Raw genomic sequence first — 19,580 nt, 5'->3', positions numbered from 1 at the left:
AGTCGGCCGGGGGCCCGCAGAGCGCCGTCCGCGCCCGCTACCGGGACGGGTCCTCGTGGGAGAGTTCGAGGTCGAAGTCGGTCGTGCCGCTGCCGTCGACGCGCAGTGACGCGGCGACCGGGGCATAGCCGCTGGCGATGACCGTGTACTCGCCGTTGGCGAGGTCGGTGAACCCGTAGGCGCCGTCGGAACCGGTGACGGCGCCGCCGACCACGTTCCCGGCCGAGTCCAGCAGCGTGACCTTGGCGTCGCCGAGCGGCAGGCCGGTGGCGGTCGTGATGACGCCGTGGACCCGGGCACCGGGTTCCAGGCGGATCTCGCAGGCTTCCGTCGCCCCCGGAGTGACGTCGACCGGGAGGGCGGCCGGGCGGTGTCCGGGCGCGTTCACCACGAGCGTGTAGCTGCCGGTGACCAGCTCGGCGAGGACGAAGGCACCCTCTGCGTCCGAGGTCGCGGAGGACACGACCTCGCCGCGCACATCGGTGGCGACCAGCAGCGCGCCGGACAGCGGACGTCCGTCGGCGGCGTCACGGACGGAACCGGTGAGAGCGACGGTGCCACTGAGCGCGAGGTCGCACTCGACCGGCTCCTCGCCGACGACCACCGTGACGGCCTGCGGCTGCCGGGCGCCGGCGGCGCCGATCAGGACGTAGGTGCCGGGGCCGGTGACGGACAGCGTGTAGCCGCCGTCCGCGCCGCTCACGGCACGGCCGAGCTGTCGCCCGTCGACACCGATCAGGGTGATCACGGCCTGGGACACCGGTGCCCCCGTGCCGTCCAGCACCCGGCCGCGGACGCCGTACCGAGGGGTGCCGTCCACCGGCTCGAACCGGTCGGCGGCCGGGCGGGCGACGGGCCCGGTGCCACCGGTGGCGGACCCGGCGCCCGCCGCGGCCGCGTCGGCGACGGGCTCGGCCGTGGTCGCCGCGGTGGTGATCGCGGCCGCCTCCACGGCCTCCGGAGACGGGGCACCGCCCTCCTCGGCGGCCCGCGCCTCGAGTCCGGAGACCTTGCGCAGCGGCACCTCCTTGGTCCACACGGCGACCAGGAAGCCCAGCACCATGACGGCCGCGGCGATCAGGAAGACGAGCTGCATCGAGTCGGTGAACCCGGCCTTGAACGGCTGCGCCAGCCGCGGGTCGAGCTGCTGGATGAAGGAGGAGTCGTCGAGCACGCTCGAACCGCTCCCGCGGCCCGCGTGGGGGTGCTTGAACATCTCGAGGACCGGCGCGTTCGCGGGGTTGGCGCGGACGGCGGGGTCGTGCAGCGCCGCCCGGAACGCGGGCGTCTCGTACGCGGACCGGAAGGCGGAGCTGATCTTGTCGCCGACGGTGCTGAACAGCACCGACAGGAAGATCGCGGTACCGGCGGTGCCGCCCATCTGCCGGAAGAAGGTGGCCGAGGCGGTCGCCACGCCCATGTCCTTGGGCTCGACGGCGTTCTGCACGGCCAGGGTCAGGATCTGCATGCAGCCGCTGAGGCCGATGCCGAACAGCGCCATGTAGGCCATGGTCTCCGGCAGGGCCGTGTCCCACTGGACCCGGTAGTGGAACAGCAGCATGGCGGCGATGATCAGCGCGCTGCCGACGATCGGGAAGATCTTGTACTTGCCGGTCTTCTGGATGATGCGGCCGACCACGATGGTCCCGGCGATCATCCCGACCATCAGCGGAAGCATGAGCAGACCCGACTTGGTGGGGCTGACGCCCTTCACGATCTGCAGGTACAGCGGGACCATCATCATTCCGCCGAACATGCCCATGCCGATGAGCACGGACAGCAGGCTCATCTTGCTGAACACGGCGCTGCGGAACAGCCGCATCGGGATCAGGGCCTCCTCGCCCATGGCCCGTTCGACGAGGACCCACGCGATCAGACCGACCACGCCGACGGCGTAGCAGACGTAGGCCTTCGTGGAGGTCCAGCCCCAGTCCTGGCCCTGCTCGGCGACGAGCAGCAGCGGCACCACGCCGACGGCGATGGTGAGCGCGCCCCACCAGTCGATGCGGTGGTCGCGCCGGGTGTGCGGGATGTTCAGCACCTTGGCCACGACGAACAGCGCGACGATGCCGACCGGCACGTTCACCAGGAACACCCAGCGCCAGCCGGTGATGGCCAGGATGCTGCCCCGGCCGGCCAGGAAACCGCCGATCAGCGGGCCGAGCACGCTGGAGGAGCCGAACATCGCGAGCATGTAGCCCTGGTACCGGGCCCGCTCACGGGGCGGCACGATGTCACCGATGATCGCCAGCGCCAGCGACATCAGACCGCCCGCGCCTATGCCCTGGAACGCCCGGAAAGCGGACAGTTCCGTCATCGAGGTGGCGAACGAGCAGGCCGCGGAGCCCACGATGAAGATCGTGATGGCCGCCAGGAAGAAGGGTTTGCGGCCGTAGAGGTCGGACAGCTTTCCGTACAGCGGCGTGCTGATTGTCGATGTGATCAGATACGCGGTGGTGACCCACGCCTGCGCGCTGAGGCCGTGCAGATCATCGGCGATCGTGCGGATCGAGGTGCTGACGATGGTCTGGTCGAGCGCCGCGAGAAACATCCCCAGCATGAGGCCGCTGAGGATGGTCATGATCTGGCGGTGCGTCAGCCTGCCGGCCGGTGGTGGCGACGCGGCTATCCCTGCGGTTCCCCCACGGGCCGGGGACGCGGACATGGTCATGCGTGCGAATCTCCTTGGTTCGCCTCGCCCCGGGCTCTGCCCGGCTCCGAGGCCGTGTACGTGCTGTCCACCTGGTCGTCGTCGAGGCGCTTCAGCAGACGGGGCGAGTGCTGCGCCGGTCGTCACCCATGTTCCGTTGCTTGCGGCTACCAAGTAAGTGTAGGGCCTGGCCGGAGCGGCTCTACCGCACGTCCGCCGCCCGCGCGGGGGGCGGCTGCAGGTGATCGCGACGCGGTCGCTGTCGGGGGGCTTCGCCGGGGCGTACAGGCCGCCGGGGCCGTTCGGGCCGGGGGCCCGCGCCGGTCAGTGGTCCGCCGACCCGGGTGACTGGGGCGGGCGGAAGCAGGCGATCACGGTCTTGCCGCGAGGGCAGGGGCGCGCCTCCCACTCGTCGGCCAGGGCATCGACGAGGAGCAGTCCCCGGCCCCCGGTGCGTTCCGTGCTCGGCGTGCGGGGCGCCGGCAGTTCGCTGGAGTCGTCGTGGACGGCGATGTGCAGGCACCGGTTGTCCCACGTCAGGATCAGCTGCGCGCTGCTGTGCGCGTGGGTGTGGGCGTTGGTGACCAGTTCCGAGACGGCGAGCAGGACCGCGTCCACCGTCTCGGGTGCGCTGGTGGTCCACCCCAGGGATTCCAGGTGCGCACGCGCCCAGTCCCGCGCCGACTTCACCTCGCTGTCGAGCGGCAGTGAGCGTGCCCACCCCACCGCGCGGAGGGACGATCCGTCCATTGTGAGGCCCCCTCTGGTCCAGTCTCCCGAATGCCCCGCATACCCCTGGATAAACAAGGATTCCCTGGTGAATGAAGCGAGGATCGCAGGGAAATCGGCGGTCAGGAGGTTGATAACTATGGTTCCCCTGCTTCTCGTTCTGCTTCTGGCCCTGCTTCTCTTCGGCGCCGGCTTCGCCCTCAAGATCCTCTGGTGGGTCGCGGTCGTCGTGCTCGTGGTGTGGCTGCTCGGCTTCGTCATGCGTTCCACGACGACCGGCGGGAGCCGGGGCCGCTGGTATCGGTGGTGATCCGACGGCACCGCTCGACGCTGCGGGGCCCGGCCATCTGATGGCCGGGCCCCGCACCCGTGTCAGGGAGGTCCCTTGTCGCCCACGGCCGGCGGCGGGGGCTCGCCGAAGCGGACGTAGACCTTCTCGAAGCCCTTGAAGGACTCCGTGGCCGCGTAGGAACGGTAGGCGCGCACGTCGCCCGCGGCGAGGTGGACCCGGTCGGTGAACGGTGTCAGCAGGCTGCGGGGCCACAACCGCAGGCAGCGTACGGCCATGATCTCCGCCGTGACGAGGTACACGAGGGCGGCGAGGTAGATCCAGGCGAGCAGGCCGAGCACGATGCCGAACATCCCGTAGGTCGCCGTGGTGCCGCGCAGCACGTGCTCGACGTAGTACGAACCGCCCCACTGCAGTGCCTGCCAGGCGCACGCCGCTCCCAGGGCCGGACCGTACGTCACGCGCAGCGGCAGCGTGCGTCTGGTCATGAGGCGGTAGCTCAGCAGGAGCAGGGCGGCGTTCAGCGCGATGGCCACGACCCCGACCGCGACCCTGATGCCGATGGCCAGGCGTGTGCCGAAGATCGTGGCGGCGGACTCGGCGGTGGACAGTGCCGTCGTCAGGCACAGGCCGGCCGCGAGCAGAAGCAGGAAGTACAGGCCCCTCGCCCGTGAGCGCAGTGGGTCGGGGCGGGCGTACCGGGGCACCGCGAAGATCTTGTTCAGCGCGTGCTGGACCGCCTGGGCGATCCCGAGGGCGCCGTACACACTGCCGGCGACACCTACCGCGACGGCGGCGCCGCTGCCGTGGAACGAGTGGATGTTGTGGCCGAGCTGGTCGCCGATCACCGGGAACTCGCCCAGCGCCGAGTGCAGCATCGAGTGCTGCAGCTGCGGATTGCCGTGCAGGGCGGCGCTGAGGACCGCGACGAGGAACAGCAGCAGCGGGAAGAGCGAGACGAAGCCGTAGTAGGCCATCAGTGCGGCCAGGTAGGTGGCCTGGTCGTCGAAGAACTTGTAGACGACCGCGAGCGGCACCCCCGCCCACCGGTGCCGTCTCTGGTATCGGTCCAGCCGGGCCAGCACGTCCATGTGCCCTCCCACACCCTCGGGTGCGAGTCCGCGCGTCAGCGGAACGCCTCGTCCTTCCCGTGCCCCGGTCCCGGTTTCCCACACCGCCGTCCGCGATCACCCTGCGCCACGACGCGGAAACGTGGCCGGAATGCGCCCCGGGGCGGGCCAAGGAGGTGACCTGTGTGGGTTCGCCGGTCCCTGGGCACTCGGTGAGGCCCGTGTCCCCTCAGGGCCAGGAGGCGCACATGGCGGTCCGTCACCGTCTGATCAAGGCCGACCCGGCCACCGTGTGGGATGTCCTCGCCGACGGCGACCGCTATGCCGAGTGGGTGGTGGGCACCGGGGCCTCGCGGCCGAAGAGCGGCCGGTGGCCCGAGGAGGACGCGTCGCTCGCCTACGAGATCCGGCTGGGACCGTTCCGGGTCGGCAACGAGACGGTCGTACGGCAGTGCCGGCCGGGCCGCGGCCTGGAACTGGAGATCCTCGCGGGTTTCCTGGGCACGGCCCGCTTCTCCATCGAGCTGCGCACCTGGGGCGAAGACTGTCTGGTCATCGTCGACGAGCACCCGCTGCAAGGGGCCGGAGCCGCCCTGCACAACCTCGGTGTCGAGGCGCTGATCCAGGTGCGCCACCGTTCCATGCTCGCCCGGCTGGCCCGGTGCTGCGAGGACGGGGAGGACGGGCGCCGCCGGGCGTCCGCGCGGCAGGCCGCCGGCGGACGGGGAGCCGGAGATGCCTGACGCGGTGGTGATCGGAGCGGGCCCCAACGGGCTGGTGGCCGCCAACGTACTGGCGGATGCCGGCTGGAGCGTCCTGGTGCTGGAGGAACAGCCCGAGCCGGGGGGCGCGGTCCGTCACGACCGAGGCGTGCATCCCGCCTACGTCAGCGACCTGTTCAGCTCCTTCTATCCGCTGGCCGCCGCCTCCCCCATCCTGTCCACGCTCCGCCTGGAGGAGCACGGGCTGCGCTGGAGCCACGCACCGCAGGTGCTGGCCCACCCGCTGAGCGACGGCCGGTGCGCCGTACTGGACCGGCGCGTCGACGCCACCGCCGCGTCCGTGGAGGCGTTCGCGCCCGGCGACGGAGCGGCCTGGCGGCGCCTGGTCGAGCTGTGGCGGACGGTGGGCCCCGATCTGCTCAACGCTCTGTTCACGCCGTTCCCGCCGGTCAGGGCATCGGCCCGGCTGCTGTGGGCGCTGCGTGCGGCGGGCGGTCTGCGCGCGGCGCGGTCCCTGGTCCTGCCGGTGCGCCGGCTGGGCGAGGAGGAGTTCCGGGGCGAGGGCGGGCGGCTCCTCCTCGCCGGCAACGCCCTGCACGCCGACCTCGCGCCCGAGTCGGCCGGCAGCGGCGGCTTCGGCTGGCTGATGTCGATGCTCGGACAGGCCTACGGCTTCCCCGTTCCGGTCGGTGGGTCCGGCGCGCTGACGGATGCGCTGGTCCGGCGGCTGCGCCGGCGCGGGGGCGAGATCCGGTGCGAGGAACGGGTGCAGCGGGTCGCCGTCCGCGGGGGTCGCGCGGTCGCGGTGCGCACCCGCTCCGGTGAGACGGTGCCCGCGGGCAGGGCCGTGCTCGCCGACGTGGCCGTGCCCGCCCTCTACCGGGAACTCGTCGGACCCGAGCACCTGCCCGCGCAGGTCATGGAGGATCTGCGGCGGTTCCAGTGGGACTTCGCCACCTTCAAGGTGGACTGGGCGCTCGACGGGCCGGTGCCCTGGCGGGCGGAGCAGGCCCGGGGGGCCGGGACCGTCCATCTGGCCGACGGTGTGGACGAGCTGACCCGCTTCGCCGCCCAGATCGCCATGCGCCAGGTGCCCGACCGGCCCTTCGCCCTGTTCGGGCAGATGACCACGGCGGACCCGTCCCGCTCGCCCGACGGCACGGAGTCCGCCTGGGCGTACACGCACGTCCCGCACGACATCCGGGCCGACGCGGGTGAGCAGGGCATCACCGGCGCCTGGGGCCCGGACGACCAGGAGCGCATGGCCGACCGGGTGGAGCGCCAGGTGGAACGCTTCGCCCCGGGCTTCCGCGGCCGCATCAGGGCCCGGCGCGTCCTCGCGCCGCCCACCCTCCAGGCGCTCGACGCCAACCTCCCGGGCGGTGCCATCAACGGAGGTACGACCGCGATGCACCAGCAGCTGGTCCTGCGCCCGGTACCGGGCACCGGACGCCCGGAGACGCCCGTCGCCGGTCTCTTCCTCGCCTCCGCCGGCGCCCACCCCGGGGGCGGGGTGCACGGCGGCCCCGGCGCCAACGCGGCCCGCGCCGCCCTGCACGCCTCCCGGGCGCCCGGTCTCGCCGGTGCCCAGCGCCTCCTCACCCGCCGGGACCGCACCGGACGCAAACGCTGATCCGCGCGCCTGCCGACGCCGCATCCGGCCGGGCGGCACAGCGGGCAGAACACGACAGACGGCATCCGGCCGACCGCACCAGGGAGTGCCCATGAACGACCACCAGGACGGACCCGACCGCCGGCACCGACGGCCCCCGGGCGTCGACGACATCACCGTCGAGGCCCTCGGGTCGCTGTCGAAGGCACTGGAGATGACCGAGCGGGCCCGTGGGCATCTGTACAGCTTCCACCAGCTCACCGGCGGCGCCGACCTGGAACTGGACCGGGCCGTGCGCCTGCTGCGCGAGGCCGGGCACCCCGAGTGGGCGGAGAAGATCGAGGACGAGATCGTGGGCCGCAACGTCCTTCCCGGTTACTGGACGTTCCAGGTCGTCGAGGCCTACAACGACACCTACTACCACCCGTTCCAGGAGCTGGAGCGCAGTGCGGTGAGGGAACTCGCCCAGGGGCGGGACCACCTGTACGAGGCGGAGATGAAGGAGGCCCGGCGCACCCCGGGCCATCCCGACCACACGGCGTGTCCCCCGGCCACCGAGACCTGACGGCAGCGCGGACCGGCGCGCGCCCGGCGTCCGCGAGGCCGAGGCCGGGGCAGTGCCTGAGAGCGAAAGGCGGAGGTCGTGCGAAACAGTCCCCTGGCGGACCGGACCGTCGTCGTCACGGGTGCCGCCCGTGGCGTGGGAGCCGCGCTCGCGCACGAGGTGGCCCGGCGAGGGGCCCGTACCGCCCTCCTCGGGCACGAGAGGCACCTGCTGGACGAGCTGGCCGGCCGGCTGCCGGCACCGGCGCTCGCGGTCGAGACGGACGTGACCGACCTGCGGGCACTGCGGGAGGCCGCCGACGAGGTGCGGCGCCGGCTCGGACCGCCGTCCGTCGTCGTGGGCAACGCCGGTGTCGCGCAGGGCGGCCCGTTCGCCGCCACGGACCCGGCCGAGTGGCGCCGGGTGGTCGACGTCAATCTCACCGGCAGCGCCCAGACCGCGCGGACGTTCCTGCCGGACCTGCGGGCCACGGCCGGCTACTACCTGCAGATCGCCTCCCTCGCCTCGCTCGGGGCGGCTCCCCTGATGAGTGCCTACTGTGCGTCGAAGGCCGGCGTGGAGGCGTTCGCGCACGCGCTGCGCGCGGAGGTGGCCTGCAGCGGCGTCGCCGTGGGCATCGCCTACCTGAACTGGACCGACACCGACATGATCCGGGACGCCGACCGTCATGCGGTGCTGCGGGAACTGCGCGGCCACATGCCCGCGCCGGCCCGCCGTGTCCGCGGCGACGAGGAGGTCGCCGCGCGGATCGTGCGCGGCATGGAGCGCCGCAGGACCGCCGTGTACGCGCCCGGCTGGCTGCGGCTGGTGCAGCCGGTGCGTGCCGCCCTGCCGCCCGTCGTGCTGCGCGTGTCCCGGCGCGACCTGTCCCGGCTTGAGGCCGAGGGAAGTCTCGCGCCGACCGGGCTGCTGGGTGCCGGCGGTCACGCGGACGACGCGGCGAGACGGCGTGCCCCGGCCCCTGGACGGCGCTGATGCAGACCTTCCTGCCCGATCCCGACTTCCGGCGCTCCGCCCTGCTGCTGGACCGCCGGCGCCTGGGCAAACAGCGGGTCGAGGCGCTGCAGGTGCTGCGCGGACTGACCGTCCCCGGCTACGGCTGGCGCCGGCATCCGGCCGTGCGGATGTGGCGCGGCTACGAGGAGGCGCTGGTCCGCTACGGCCTCGAGGTCTGCCGGGTGTGGCGGGAGCAGGGGCACCAGGACAGCTGCGCCGCTTCTCTGGTCGCCGGGTACGCCGGGTGCCGCCCCGGTGCCGCCGTACGTGACCAGTCCGCTCTCGCCGCCGCCGGGGAACTCCCGCCGTGGCTCGGTGACGAGGCCTTCCACCGCAGCCACCGCTCCGCGCTCGTCCGCAAGGACCACGACGTCTACGCCGACGCCTTCCCCGGAGTACCGGACGACCTGCCCTATGTGTGGCCGTCCTCGGACCGGGAGGGCGGCGGGGTGACACCGGACGCCTGAACAACGGCGGCGCCTCAGCAGTCGTCGACGAGCATCCCTTCGCGCAGGCGGGCCAGAAGGCGGCTGATGAGGCGCGAGACGTGCATCTGCGAGACGCCGAGGCGTTCGCCGATCTCGGCCTGGGTGAGTTCCTCGACGAACCGCCAGTGGATGATCTTGTGGTCGCGTTCGTCGAGTGCGGCGATCATCGGTGCGAGGGCGTGGAAGTCCTCGACCAGGCCGAGGGCCGCGTCCTCGTCGCCGATGAAGTCCGCCAGTGCGGACTCGCCGTCCTCGCTGCCGTTGATCGCCGCGTCCAGGGAGGCGGAGGTGTAGCCGTTGGAGGCGAGCTGGGCCTCGACGACCTCGTCCTCCGGCAGGCTCATCAGCTCGGACAGTTCCCGGGTGGTCGGCGTCCGGCCGAGCCGGCTGCTCAGCTCCTCCTTGGCGCGCGCCAGTTGCACACGGGCCTCCTGCAGCCGCCGGGGGACGTGCACGGCCCAGGACGTGTCGCGGAAGAACCGCTTGATCTCGCCCACGATGTACGGCACGGCGAAGGAGGTGAACTCCACCTCGCGGGTCAGCTCGAACCGGTCGATCGCCTTGATCAGGCCGATCATGCCGACCTGGACGATGTCCTCCATCTCCTCCGGGCCCCGGCTGCGGAACCGGCCGGCCGCGTAGCGGACGAGGGACATGTTCATCTCGATCAGCGTGTTGCGCGCGTACTGGTGCTCCGGCGTCCCCTCCTCCAGCACCGCGAGCTTGTCGAAGAACACCTTCGACAGCTCCCGCGCGTCCTTCGGCGCCACCTGGGACGGGTCGGCGATCTCCGGAACATCCACTGCCTGCCCGGCAGACTTCACGGTCGTCGTCATGATGCGCCCCTCCCTGTCGATCGGCCTCGCCCCGGTCGGTCCCTGACCGACGATCAACCGCCTACCCCGACCCGGCACGTGCATGCCTGGCTTTTCGAAACCCGATGCGGGGACAAATGATCATCGAGTCTCCGACCGGAAGGAAGCCTGCATGACCGCACCCGCGCGCCCGTCCCGCCGTACGAGGGACGACAGGCGTTTCGACCTGCGCACGACCGCCCTGTTCTTCCTGCTGCTCGCCGTGCTGATGTGCGTCCTGGCCTTCGTCGTGCGCACCGCCGCCCACGTCGTCGTGCACCGTCCGGTCTGGGCCGGTGTGCTGGCGGTGCTCGCCGTCGCGGCCGGGCTGGCGGGCCGGTCGAGGTGGCGGCGCTTCTCCGCCGCGCGCGGGGCGCGCCGGGCCGCCCGCGCGCTGGAGGAGGCTGCGGAAAGGGCGTCCGACAGTCTGGGCGCACCGGTGGCGCCCGCACCGGACACGCCCGGCGAACGTCCCGTCGATCAGGAGGAGGTGCCAGCCGCTGTCGCGCCGGACGTCGACGCAAGCGGAAACGCTCCCACCCTGATGCTCTCCTGCGCCGAACTCGACCCCGACGGGTTCGAGCGCGCCATAGCCGAGCTGTGCGTCCGTGACGCCTGCAGCGACGTGGAAGTGGTGGGCGGTGCCGGGGACCTGGGCGCGGACGTCGTCGCCCTCACCCCGGACGGGCGGCGCGTGGTCATCCAGTGCAAGCAGTACGGCGACGGGAACAAGGTGGGCTCCCAGGACGTACAGCGCTTCGGGGGGACGTGCTTCACCATCCACCAGGCCGACATAGCGGCGGTGGTCACGACGAGCGAGTTCACCGCGCCGGCTCTCGAGTACGCCCGTGAGTGCGGGATCCTGTGCGTGAACGGCGCCGACCTGGAGGCATGGTGCCAAGGCGGCGGCCCGAGCCCGTGGGACCGGACCGGCGTCTGAGCCCGCGCCGAAGCCCGCGCCGCCCGGTCCGCTCCACCGGTCATCCGGTCAGGTGCCGCTGCAGCCAGTCCGCGGCGGCACGGCGGAAGAGCCGGCGGTTGTCCGCGCGGAGGAAGTCGTGCCCTTCGTCGCGCAGGGTGAGCAGTTCGGCGGTGAGACCACGTTCGCGTGCCGCCCGTACGAACTGCTCCGACTCCCCTGGCGGGACATTGGTGTCGTGCTCCCCGTGCACGGCGAGGACCGGCGCGCGGAGCGCGTCGATGCGGCTCATCGGGGACAAGGCGTGCAGCAGCTCGCGGTCGTGCACCGGGTGGCCGTACTTGTGGGCCGCCGACTGGGCGATCCAGGGTTCGGTGCCCGCGAAGAACGACCCGAAGTCGGACATGCCGCACACGGCCACCCCGGTGCGGAACAGGTCCGGGTGCCAGACCAGCGAGGCGAACGTGAGGTAGCCGCCGTACGAGCGGCCCATGACCGCCAGCCGGGAGGGATCGGCCGGGCCCTCCAGCACCGCGTGGGCGGCACAGTCCGCCACGTCGTCGAGCGCGGCGAACCGGCCCCTTCCCAGGTCCGCGTCGACGAACGACCGGCCGTATCCGGACGACCCGCGCACGTCGGGGGCGAAGACGTCCAGTCCGCGCCCCAGGATCTCGTGGTACAGCGGGGAGAGGACGGGGCGCTCCTGGTCCTCGGGGCCGCCGTGCAGATGGATGACGCAAGGGGCCGGTTCGCCGGGGCCGCGCCCCGGTGCACGGTAGTACCAGCCGTTGAGCGGCAGCCCGTCCCGCGCGTTCGGACGGAGGGGGACCGGCCGCACGGGAGGCCGGCCCGGGGGAACGGCGTCCTCGTCCCGTGACGACCACGGGGTGCGCACCGGGGTCACGCCCTCGGGCAGCCACCAGATGCCGGGGCGGCGCCGGGACCCCGACAGGGCCAGGAGGAGCCGCGGGCCGGCGTCCGCGATGCGGGTGACCACTTCGTGGGGCAGGGACACGGACCGGGGCGGACCTGCGGGGGCCGTGGCCGTGCCGGACGGGTCCGTGTCGAGGACCTCCAGTTCGCTCATGCCCCGGACGTTCCAGGCGAGCACGGTCGCGCTGCCGTCGTGGGCGCATCGCAGCAGCTCCAGCTCGCTGTCCTCGCGTGACGCCCCGACCGACCAGCCGCGTGGCCGGCCTTCGGGGTCGAGATCGGCGACGAGGAGGACCGCGAACTCCCGGTGGGCGTTGCTGCGCAGCCGGAGGGTGTCGGCGCGGGGCGAGAAGCCGCCGATCCACGGGTCGCCGTCGGCCACCGGCATGACACAGGTCGTCACGTGGTCTCGGGTGCGCAGCACGAACGCCTCGCGCCGCCCGCGGGGTCCCCGGCGCAGCAGCGCGAGTCCGCCGTCACGGCTGAGGTCGCACACGCGGAGCGTCGCCGCGTCCTTCTCGGCGGCGAGCAGGACGGGGGCGGTCACGCCGTCGGGGTCGATGAGGTAGGCCGACAGCCCGTCGCCGAAGCCGGCCGGCGGGGCGGTCTGCCGGTCGCCCGGGGCGCCGATCGCCGTCGTCTCGACCGTCTTGGGGGCTGACGGCAGCCCGAGTCCGGGATCCGTGTGAGGTGGCGCGCCGAGGAGTTCCGCGTCGCCCATACTGCTCTGCCAGTGCTCCGGCAGGCGGCCGGGGTCGGCGGGGCCGGGCTCCGCCGGGACGTCCGGGGCGGGTACGACGACGGGTACGGCGGTGGGGACCGCGACGGTGACCGCGATCGCCGATCCGTCGTGCGCCCAGCAGCCCAGGTGGGCGGAGCTGCCCGGCTCGGCCCCGGCGAGGATGTGCCGGTCAGTGCCGTCGGGACGCACGCACAGGACCCGTGTGTGCTCGCCGCCGCCGGGGGCCGTGGTGTAGGCGATCCAGCGGCCGTCGGGCGACCAGGACACCTCGCGGACGGGGTCCGGTCCGTCGTCGAGCAGACGCACCGCGTCGCCGTCGACGGGCCCCGCCCAGAGCTGGGGCACACCGCCTCGGTCGCAGATGAAGGCGGCCTCGGTGCCGGCCGGGTCGGCCGAGGGGTACCAGCAGGCGTGCGCGATGAGCCGCGTCGTCGCGTCGCGGGGTCCGGAGGCGTCCGGCAGGGGGACACGGGTGGGGGCGGCGAAGGCGGGGGTACGGCCGTCGGTGGCCTGCGGGGCAGAACCACCGGCCCGCTCAGAGGCCTCGGAGGCCGGGCCGCCGGTCCGGCCGGGGGCCTGCGGGACCGGGCCGCCGGTCCCGACAGGGACGTGCAGACCCAGGCTGCCGGTCTGCTCCAGGACCTGCGGCGCCGGGCCGCCGGTCCAGCCCGGCTCCGGCGAAGTCAGGCCACCGATCCGATCCGCCGCGGCCTGCGGGGCGAAACCCCCGGCCCACCCCGGAGCCCGCGCGGCCGGGCCCGCTGCCGGCTCCGCACCTCGCCGCCCCGGGTCACCGGTCCGGCCTGAGGCTTGCGCGGTCGGTCCTCCCAACCGACCCTCGGCCTCCGGCACCGGACCACTGGTCCAGCCCGAAGCCTGCGCGGCCGGCCCCGCCATCGGCTCCCAGCCTTGCCGCCCCGGGTCACCGGTCCGGCCTGAGGCTTGCGCGGTCGGGCCTCCCAACCGACCCTCGGCCTCCGGCACCGGACCACCGGTCCAACCCGGAGCCCGCCCCGTCGGGCCACCCGACCGACCCTCGGCCTCCGGCACCGGACCACCGGTCCAGCCCGAAGCCTGCGCGGCCGGCCCCGCTAGCGGCTCCGCAGCTTGCCGGGCCGGGTCATCCGTCCGGCCCGGAGCCTGTGTCGTCGGGCCGCGTGTCCGGCCCTCGGCCTGCGGCGCCGTGCCGCCCGGCCGGGCCGGGTGGGCGGTGGGGGGCCGCTCGGCAGGGGGGCTGCCCTTGTCGGGCGTACGTTCCGTGCGGGATTCCCCGGTCAGATTCCGTGCGTCTGCAGCCATATCTCCAGCAAAGCCACTTGCCACAGCGCGTTCGCTCCGCGCTTGGTCCGGTGTCGGTCAGGAGCCGCCAGGAGTTCGGCGACGTACGAGTCCTGGAAGATCCCGCGCCGCTTCGCCTCGGGGGCGCGCAGCGCCTCGCGCACCCTTTCCAGGACGGGTCCGGCCATGTGGGTGATCGCCGGGACCGGGAAGTAGCCCTTGGGACGGTCGACCACCTCGTGAGGCAGCAGTTTGCGGCCGGCCTCCTTCAGGACGCCCTTGCCGCCGTCGGCCAGCTTCAGCTCCGGCGGGCAGGCCGCCGCCAGTTCCACCAGCTCGTGGTCCAGGAACGGCACGCGGGCCTCCAGGCCCCAGTCCATCGTCATGTTGTCGACCCGCTTGACCGGGTCGTCCACCAGCATGACATGGGTGTCGAGCCGCAGGGCCGCGTCGAGTGCGGTCTCGGCCCCCGGCATCGCCATGTGGTCCCGGACGAACCGGCCCGAGACGTCCTCCCGCGGCAGCATGTGCGGCTGCAGCATCGCGGCGAGGTCGGCGTGCGGCCGGTCGAAGTAGGTCTCGGCGTACCTCTCCGGCTCCTCCTCGCGGGCCGCGTCGGCCAGTCGCGGGTACCAGTGGTAGCCGGCGAAGACCTCGTCGGCGCCCTGCCCGCTCTGGACGACCTTCACGTTCTTGGCCACCTCTTCGGACAGCAGGTGGAACGCGACCACGTCGTGGCTCATCATCGGCTCGCTCATCGCCGCGACCGCCGCGTCCAGCGCCGTCGACACCCGCTTGGAGGGGACCACCAGCTGATGGTGATCGGTGGCGAACTCCTTGGCGATCAGGTCGGAGTACCGGAACTCGTCGCCCTCGTCACCGCCCTCCGACTCGAAGCCCACGCTGAATGTCGCCAGGTCCCGCTGCCCCTCGTCGGCCAGCAGGGCCACGATCAGGCTGGAGTCCAGTCCGCCGGAGAGCAGCACGCCGACCTGCACGTCGGCGACCATCCGGCGGCGTACGGCGGTGCGCAGCGCCTCCAGTACGGCGTCCCGCCACTCGGTGGGGCCCATGCCGGCATGCTCGGGGCGGCGCGTGTACGACGGCTGCCAGTAGCAGCGGTCCTCGTGGCTGCCGTCCGGCCGCACGATCCGCACGGTGGCCGGGGGGAGCTTGCGCACACCGGCCAGGACGGTGCGGGGCGCGGCCACGGTCGCGTGCCAGCTCAGGTACTGGTGCACGGCGGCCGGGTCCAGCGAGGTGTCGACTCCGCCGGCCGCGAGCAGGGCGGGCAGCGACGAGGCGAACCGCAGCCGCCCGGGGGTCTGCGCCAGGTACAGGGGCTTGATGCCGAGGCGGTCGCGCCCCAGGATCAGACGGCCGGTCCGGTGCTCGACGAGGGCGAAGGCGAACATGCCGTAGAAGCGGTCGACGCAGTCGGTTCCCCACTCCTGGTACGCCTTGAGGACGACCTCGGTGTCGGACGTGGACCGGAAGCGGTGCCCGAGGCCGACCAGTTCCGCGCGCAGCTCCGCGTAGTTGTAGATGCAGCCGTTGAAGACACCGGTCAGCTCCTGCCGGGCGTCGGTCATCGGCTGATCCCCGCGCTCGGACAGGTCGATGATCTTCAGCCGGCGGTGCGCCAGCGCCACGGCGTCCTGTGACCACACGCCGTGGCCGTCGGGGCCGCGGGGGGCGAGCCGGTCACTCATGCGTTCGACGGCCGCCAGATCGGGCCGCGTGCCGTCGAAGCGCATCTCTCCGCTCAGGCCACACACGGGGCGCCACCTCCCCGCTGTGGGTGGGAGTGGCGCGGGTCGCACGGCGGGGCGCTGTGCGCGGGCCCGCCCGTCGGTATGTGGCCGGGGCCGGTTGACACGGTGGTGATCCTCCTTCGTGACGGCGACAAGTGCAGGGTGGGTCCGGGGAGGTGGGGCACGCGTCCGGCGCCGATGCGAAGGGACACGGCACTCCTCGGGGTGACGGGCGGACGCCTGACCATGCACCTCCGACTTCCCCGTGGGCCCACTGCTAAGCGAGGGCGCTCCACAGAGACAACTGCATCACAGATGAGCAGAAGTCGCGCTTTCAGCGGATGTCCACAGGCGGATGCCTACAGTGGGTGCGTGGTCCCGATCCCCGACGTCCCCGACGCCCACGCCCCAGGCTCCCCCGACATCCCCGGGGGAGCGCACACGAGGCACTCCTGGGCAGGGCCGGACGGCGGGTCGGACACCCTGTTCGGCCTCGACGCGCTGGACGCCACCTCGGGGGCGGGCGGGGCACCCGGGGACAGCGGCACAGCTGACGGGCGGGGCCCGGAGAACCGCCCGCGATTCCGCGACTCCCCCGCGGCCCGCCGCCTGCTGCCCGTCCGGGCCATCTACGCGGAACGGGCCGCCGCCGGCTCCGCGCGCGGCCGTCAGATCCTCGCCCGCTTTCCGGACGCCGCCCTGATCGAGGTGGAGTCCCACTGGGGCATCCCGGGACTGCACGGCAACGAGGGGAACGTCGAGCGCTGGGTGCGCGTGAAGGGCGAGACGCTGGTCCTCGGCGAGAGGAAGACGCTGACCACGCGGCCCAACGGACGGTCCGCCGACTGGATCGCCCCCGGCCCCTCCAACGGGTGCGCCATGGCCTGCGCCTACTGCTACGTCCCGCGCCGCAAGGGATACGCCAATCCCGTCACCGTCTTCACCAACATCGACGCCATCATCGCCCACCTGGCCCGGCACATCGCGCGCCAGGGACGCAAGCGTGAACCCAACCAGTGCGACGAGTCGGCCTGGGTCTACGACATCGGGGAGAACGGCGACTGTTCGGTGGACGCGCTGATCTGCGACAACACCGCGGATCTCGTGCGGGCCTTCCGCCAGTGGCCCACCGCGAAGGCCTCGTTCGCGACCAAGTTCGTCAACCCGGACCTGCTGTCGCTGGACCCGCGGGGCCGCACCCGCATCCGCTTCTCGCTGATGCCCGCCGCGGATTCGCGGCTGCTGGACGTGCGGACGTCACCGGTGGGCGACCGCATCGCCGCCGCGGCGGATTTCCTGGACGCGGGCTACGAAGTCCACTTCAACCTCTCCCCCGTGGTGCTGCGGCCCGGCTGGGAGGACGCCTGGGCCGAGGTGCTCCGGCACCTCGACGACGTCCTGCCCGACCGGGTCAAGCGGCAGGCAGCGGCGGAAGTGATCATGCTCACCCACAACCGGGAACTGCACGAGGTCAACCTCGGCTGGCACCCGCGCGCCGAGGAGCTGCTCTGGCAGCCCGCTCTGCAGCAGGCCAAACGCTCCGAGAACGGGGCGTCGAACGTCCGCTACGCCGACCACGTCAAGGCGCGGGCCGTACACACCCTGCGCGGCCTGGTGGCGGCCCATGCGCCCTGGCTGCGCATCCGGTACGCGTTCTGACGGCCGCCGCCCCGCGACGGGGACGGATGCGCAGTGCGGGTTCAGGCGCGCCGTCGGGCCCACATCGGGGTCACGAGGGCGATGAGCACGGCCGCGACACCCACCTGGAAGACGTGGCGGATCCAGTCGATGCCGCTGGTGTCGGCCACGCCGAAGGCACTGGCGAGCGCGTTGCCCGCGACTCCTCCGACGATGCCGAGGAGCACGGTCAGCCACAGAGGGATGGGCTGCCGCCCCGGAAGTACCAGCTTGGCCAGCAGACCGATGACGAGTCCCGCGATGATGGCCCACAAGAACGACACGTCTTCTCCTTCAGGGATGCACCAACGTTTCGGTACATCCCCGCGTGCCCGTGAGTCACCGCTCTACGCCTGGTGGTGTGACGGGGCGGCGCGATGATCCTCGTCCTGCACGAGCAGGGAGAGGAGCGAAGCCACCGTCAGGCCCAGTCCGGCCTCGGCCGGGTGGCGCAGGATCTTCGCGGGGTCGATCCGGTACGTGTTGCCGCGGCCCTCGCGCGTGTGGGAGAGGTACCCGTCCTGCTCCAGGTCGGCGATGATCTTCTGCACGGCGCGCTCGGTGAGCCGGCAGTGCGCGGCGATGTCGCGGATACGCGCGCTCTGGTTGTCCGCGATGGCCGCGAGTACGCGGGCGTGATTCGTCAGGAACGTCCATCCGTTATGCGGCTCGGGCACTCCGTTCATGCCCCGAGCATACCGGTCCTATTTTCACGTAACCAGAAACACGTACTAGATTTCGTGCATCGGTTGACGTGTTTCGGGTTTCCGGGGGAACGTAGAGACGAACCTCGGCCAGCAACACGAGCAAGCAGATGAGGGAGTGAGCCATGCACGACTCCGCCCGCCGAGCCCAGTCCCTCACGGTGCCGCGCCCCTCGCCCGCAGGAGATGGGGCCGGCCGCAGGCCATTGCCTCCCGCCCGGGTGAGCGCGTCGTACACAGCGGACGGATCTCGCGTCCGGGTGACGGTCACCGGTGAACTCGACCGCGACGCCGGCACCTGGCTCGGGCACGACCTGCACGAAGCACTGGCCGGCTCGGCCGGCGGCCTCGACCTCGACCTGAGCGGGCTCGACTTCTGCGACTGCGCCGGCCTCCGCGTGCTCCAGGAGCTGCGCCGGTGCGCCCTCGCCCTGGGCAGAACCGTGGTCGTCCGGGCCGGCAGCCCCGCCTTCGACAGGCTGCTCCATCTCCTCGGAGCCCAGGAGCTGTTCATGCCTCCCGGCCCGGAACACATGGTCCCCGTCGACGGCGGCTGCCCCTGACCGGCCCTCGAACCCGTACGCCCGCCCGTACATGAGGCCGGGACGAGGCCCGGATCTTTGTGCTTTCCGCCAGTACGTCGGCCTGCCGGGATGTGGAGAGACTGCCCATCGACGGCCACGGCGTGTCACCGGCGACGGGGGCCGGGCCGCGAACATGACCGAGCGACGGGGAGGACAGCACGGTGAGCGCGCAGCAGTACGACGAGATCGGTGAGGCCTACGAGGGCTTCAAAGCCCTGCCGTTGGAGCAGTACGCGGTGGTGCCCAGCTTCCTCGGCATGGTCGGGGACGTGCACGGCAGATCCGTCCTCGACCTGGCCTGCGGCACCGGCTTCTACAGCAGGGAGTTCAGGCGGCGCGGTGCCACGGAGGTGCTGGGGATCGACATCTCCGGTGAAATGATCGCCGTGGCACAGCAGTTGGAGGAGCGCGATCCACTGGGGGTGCGCTACGAGGTGGGCGACGTCGCCGAACTGCGTGCACTCGAGCAGCGGTTCGACGTCGTCCTCGCGGTCCAGCTGTTCAACTACGCCGCGGACATCGCCACGACGGAGCGGATGTGCCGCAACGCGCATCGCAGCCTGAAGCCCGGCGGCGAGCTCTTCGCGCTCAACCAGTCGCCCGACTTCCGCTTCGACGGGCCGCCGCCGGACAAGTACGGCTTCCGCAGCGAGCTCACCGGTGAGGAGGCCGAGACCGGACCGCAGGTGCGGACCACGGCGCTGCTCGACCCGCCGGTCTCCTTCCTCGCCAACCGGCCGCGCCGCGAGGTCTACGAGAAGTCCCTGCAGGCGGCCGGATTCACCGAGGTGACCTGGGTCCCCCTGACGGTGTCCGACGCCGGCGTGCGCACGTTCGGCGCGGACCACTGGGCGGACTTCCATGCCAACCCGCCGCTGGAGATGCTGCGCTGCCGCGCCTGACGCCCCCCACCGGACAAGCCGGCGGCCCGACCCCTGGAATGCGCGCACAGGGGCCGGGCCGCCGGCCGTCGGTCCCTCACCCCCCGGTCGCGGCTTGGCCCGGGGACGTCCT

At 72.6% G+C, this 19,580-nt stretch carries 18 protein-coding genes; 10 read left to right on the top strand and 8 right to left on the bottom strand.

Translation table 11 applies throughout. From position 1 onward, the window contains the following. Nucleotides 1-37 precede the first annotated feature (37 nt). Together AB0N17_RS38070 and AB0N17_RS38065 are read right to left on the bottom strand one after the other, a co-directional pair. On the bottom strand, nucleotides 38-2,671 hold the full coding sequence (locus AB0N17_RS38070) for a DHA2 family efflux MFS transporter permease subunit (RefSeq protein WP_366016240.1): 2,634 nt from the start codon (nucleotides 2,669-2,671) through the stop codon (nucleotides 38-40). 303 nt (nucleotides 2,672-2,974) lie between these two features. Continuing rightward, nucleotides 2,975-3,400, bottom strand: coding sequence for an ATP-binding protein (locus AB0N17_RS38065; protein ID WP_366016239.1), 426 nt, complete (start codon nucleotides 3,398-3,400; stop codon nucleotides 2,975-2,977). A gap of 118 nt (nucleotides 3,401-3,518) precedes the next feature. Between AB0N17_RS38065 and AB0N17_RS38060 the strand changes: the two genes are divergently transcribed. Continuing rightward, the gene (locus AB0N17_RS38060) at nucleotides 3,519-3,689 is read left to right on the top strand and encodes a hydrophobic protein (protein WP_366016238.1); all 171 of its coding nucleotides are present in this window, start codon (nucleotides 3,519-3,521) and stop codon (nucleotides 3,687-3,689) included. A gap of 62 nt (nucleotides 3,690-3,751) precedes the next feature. Here AB0N17_RS38060 and AB0N17_RS38055 read toward each other — a convergent pair whose 3' ends face one another. Continuing rightward, entirely contained in the window at nucleotides 3,752-4,759 is a 1,008-nt protein-coding gene (locus AB0N17_RS38055) for a YihY/virulence factor BrkB family protein (RefSeq protein ID WP_366016237.1), read from the bottom strand. 227 nt (nucleotides 4,760-4,986) lie between these two features. Between AB0N17_RS38055 and AB0N17_RS38050 the strand changes: the two genes are divergently transcribed. From AB0N17_RS38050 to AB0N17_RS38030, 5 genes are all read left to right on the top strand, one after another. Then, on the top strand, nucleotides 4,987-5,481 hold the full coding sequence (locus AB0N17_RS38050) for an SRPBCC family protein (protein WP_366016236.1): 495 nt from the start codon (nucleotides 4,987-4,989) through the stop codon (nucleotides 5,479-5,481). Continuing rightward, nucleotides 5,474-7,093, top strand: a complete 1,620-nt coding sequence (locus AB0N17_RS38045) for an NAD(P)/FAD-dependent oxidoreductase (RefSeq protein WP_366016235.1) — start codon at nucleotides 5,474-5,476, stop codon at nucleotides 7,091-7,093. The genes AB0N17_RS38050 and AB0N17_RS38045 overlap by 8 nt, the downstream gene beginning before the upstream one ends. Nucleotides 7,094-7,184: 91 nt before the next feature. Then, nucleotides 7,185-7,637 (top strand): hypothetical protein, encoded by a 453-nt coding sequence (locus AB0N17_RS38040; RefSeq protein WP_366016234.1) that lies wholly within the window; start codon nucleotides 7,185-7,187, stop codon nucleotides 7,635-7,637. Nucleotides 7,638-7,715: 78 nt separating this feature from the next. Continuing rightward, nucleotides 7,716-8,612, top strand: a complete 897-nt coding sequence (locus AB0N17_RS38035) for an SDR family oxidoreductase (protein WP_366016233.1) — start codon at nucleotides 7,716-7,718, stop codon at nucleotides 8,610-8,612. Beyond that, nucleotides 8,612-9,100 carry an MSMEG_6728 family protein gene (locus tag AB0N17_RS38030; RefSeq protein WP_366016232.1) on the top strand — a complete coding sequence of 163 codons (489 nt, stop codon included), beginning with the start codon at nucleotides 8,612-8,614 and terminating at the stop codon, nucleotides 9,098-9,100. Before AB0N17_RS38035 ends, AB0N17_RS38030 begins: the two co-directional genes overlap by 1 nt. Nucleotides 9,101-9,114: 14 nt before the next feature. Here the strand turns inward: AB0N17_RS38030 and AB0N17_RS38025 are convergent, their stop codons facing one another. Next, on the bottom strand, nucleotides 9,115-9,957 hold the full coding sequence (locus AB0N17_RS38025) for an RNA polymerase sigma factor SigF (protein WP_366016231.1): 843 nt from the start codon (nucleotides 9,955-9,957) through the stop codon (nucleotides 9,115-9,117). Between the two features lie 151 nt (nucleotides 9,958-10,108). On the opposite strand from AB0N17_RS38025, the gene AB0N17_RS38020 reads away from it, so the two are divergent. Continuing rightward, entirely contained in the window at nucleotides 10,109-10,915 is an 807-nt protein-coding gene (locus tag AB0N17_RS38020) for a restriction endonuclease (protein WP_366016230.1), read from the top strand. A 40-nt stretch (nucleotides 10,916-10,955) separates the two neighbouring features. On the opposite strand, the gene AB0N17_RS38015 is transcribed toward AB0N17_RS38020, so the two are convergent. Then, nucleotides 10,956-13,031 (bottom strand): prolyl oligopeptidase family serine peptidase, encoded by a 2,076-nt coding sequence (locus AB0N17_RS38015; protein WP_366016256.1) that lies wholly within the window; start codon nucleotides 13,029-13,031, stop codon nucleotides 10,956-10,958. 812 nt (nucleotides 13,032-13,843) lie between these two features. Beyond that, nucleotides 13,844-15,625 (bottom strand): N-acetylglutaminylglutamine amidotransferase, encoded by a 1,782-nt coding sequence (locus tag AB0N17_RS38010; RefSeq protein WP_366016229.1) that lies wholly within the window; start codon nucleotides 15,623-15,625, stop codon nucleotides 13,844-13,846. Nucleotides 15,626-16,024: 399 nt separating this feature from the next. On the opposite strand from AB0N17_RS38010, the gene AB0N17_RS38005 reads away from it, so the two are divergent. Continuing rightward, nucleotides 16,025-17,260 (top strand): spore photoproduct lyase family protein, encoded by a 1,236-nt coding sequence (locus tag AB0N17_RS38005; RefSeq protein ID WP_366016255.1) that lies wholly within the window; start codon nucleotides 16,025-16,027, stop codon nucleotides 17,258-17,260. Nucleotides 17,261-17,301: 41 nt separating this feature from the next. On the opposite strand, the gene AB0N17_RS38000 is transcribed toward AB0N17_RS38005, so the two are convergent. Both AB0N17_RS38000 and AB0N17_RS37995 read right to left on the bottom strand, forming a co-directional pair. Continuing rightward, entirely contained in the window at nucleotides 17,302-17,562 is a 261-nt protein-coding gene (locus AB0N17_RS38000; RefSeq protein ID WP_366016228.1) for a GlsB/YeaQ/YmgE family stress response membrane protein, read from the bottom strand. Between the two features lie 63 nt (nucleotides 17,563-17,625). After that, nucleotides 17,626-17,964, bottom strand: a complete 339-nt coding sequence (locus AB0N17_RS37995) for a helix-turn-helix domain-containing protein (protein WP_366016227.1) — start codon at nucleotides 17,962-17,964, stop codon at nucleotides 17,626-17,628. Nucleotides 17,965-18,107: 143 nt separating this feature from the next. Between AB0N17_RS37995 and AB0N17_RS37990 the strand changes: the two genes are divergently transcribed. Further along, nucleotides 18,108-18,545, top strand: a complete 438-nt coding sequence (locus tag AB0N17_RS37990) for an STAS domain-containing protein (protein ID WP_366016226.1) — start codon at nucleotides 18,108-18,110, stop codon at nucleotides 18,543-18,545. 182 nt (nucleotides 18,546-18,727) lie between these two features. Continuing rightward, nucleotides 18,728-19,468 (top strand): class I SAM-dependent methyltransferase, encoded by a 741-nt coding sequence (locus AB0N17_RS37985; protein ID WP_366016225.1) that lies wholly within the window; start codon nucleotides 18,728-18,730, stop codon nucleotides 19,466-19,468. The last annotated feature ends 112 nt before the right edge of the window (nucleotides 19,469-19,580 follow it).

The organism is Streptomyces sp. NPDC051133, assembly GCF_040682635.1.
Taxonomy (GTDB): domain Bacteria; phylum Actinomycetota; class Actinomycetes; order Streptomycetales; family Streptomycetaceae; genus Streptomyces.
The sequence above is the reverse complement of the archived record's forward strand: the minus strand, read 5'-3'. Positions and strand labels throughout refer to the sequence as shown.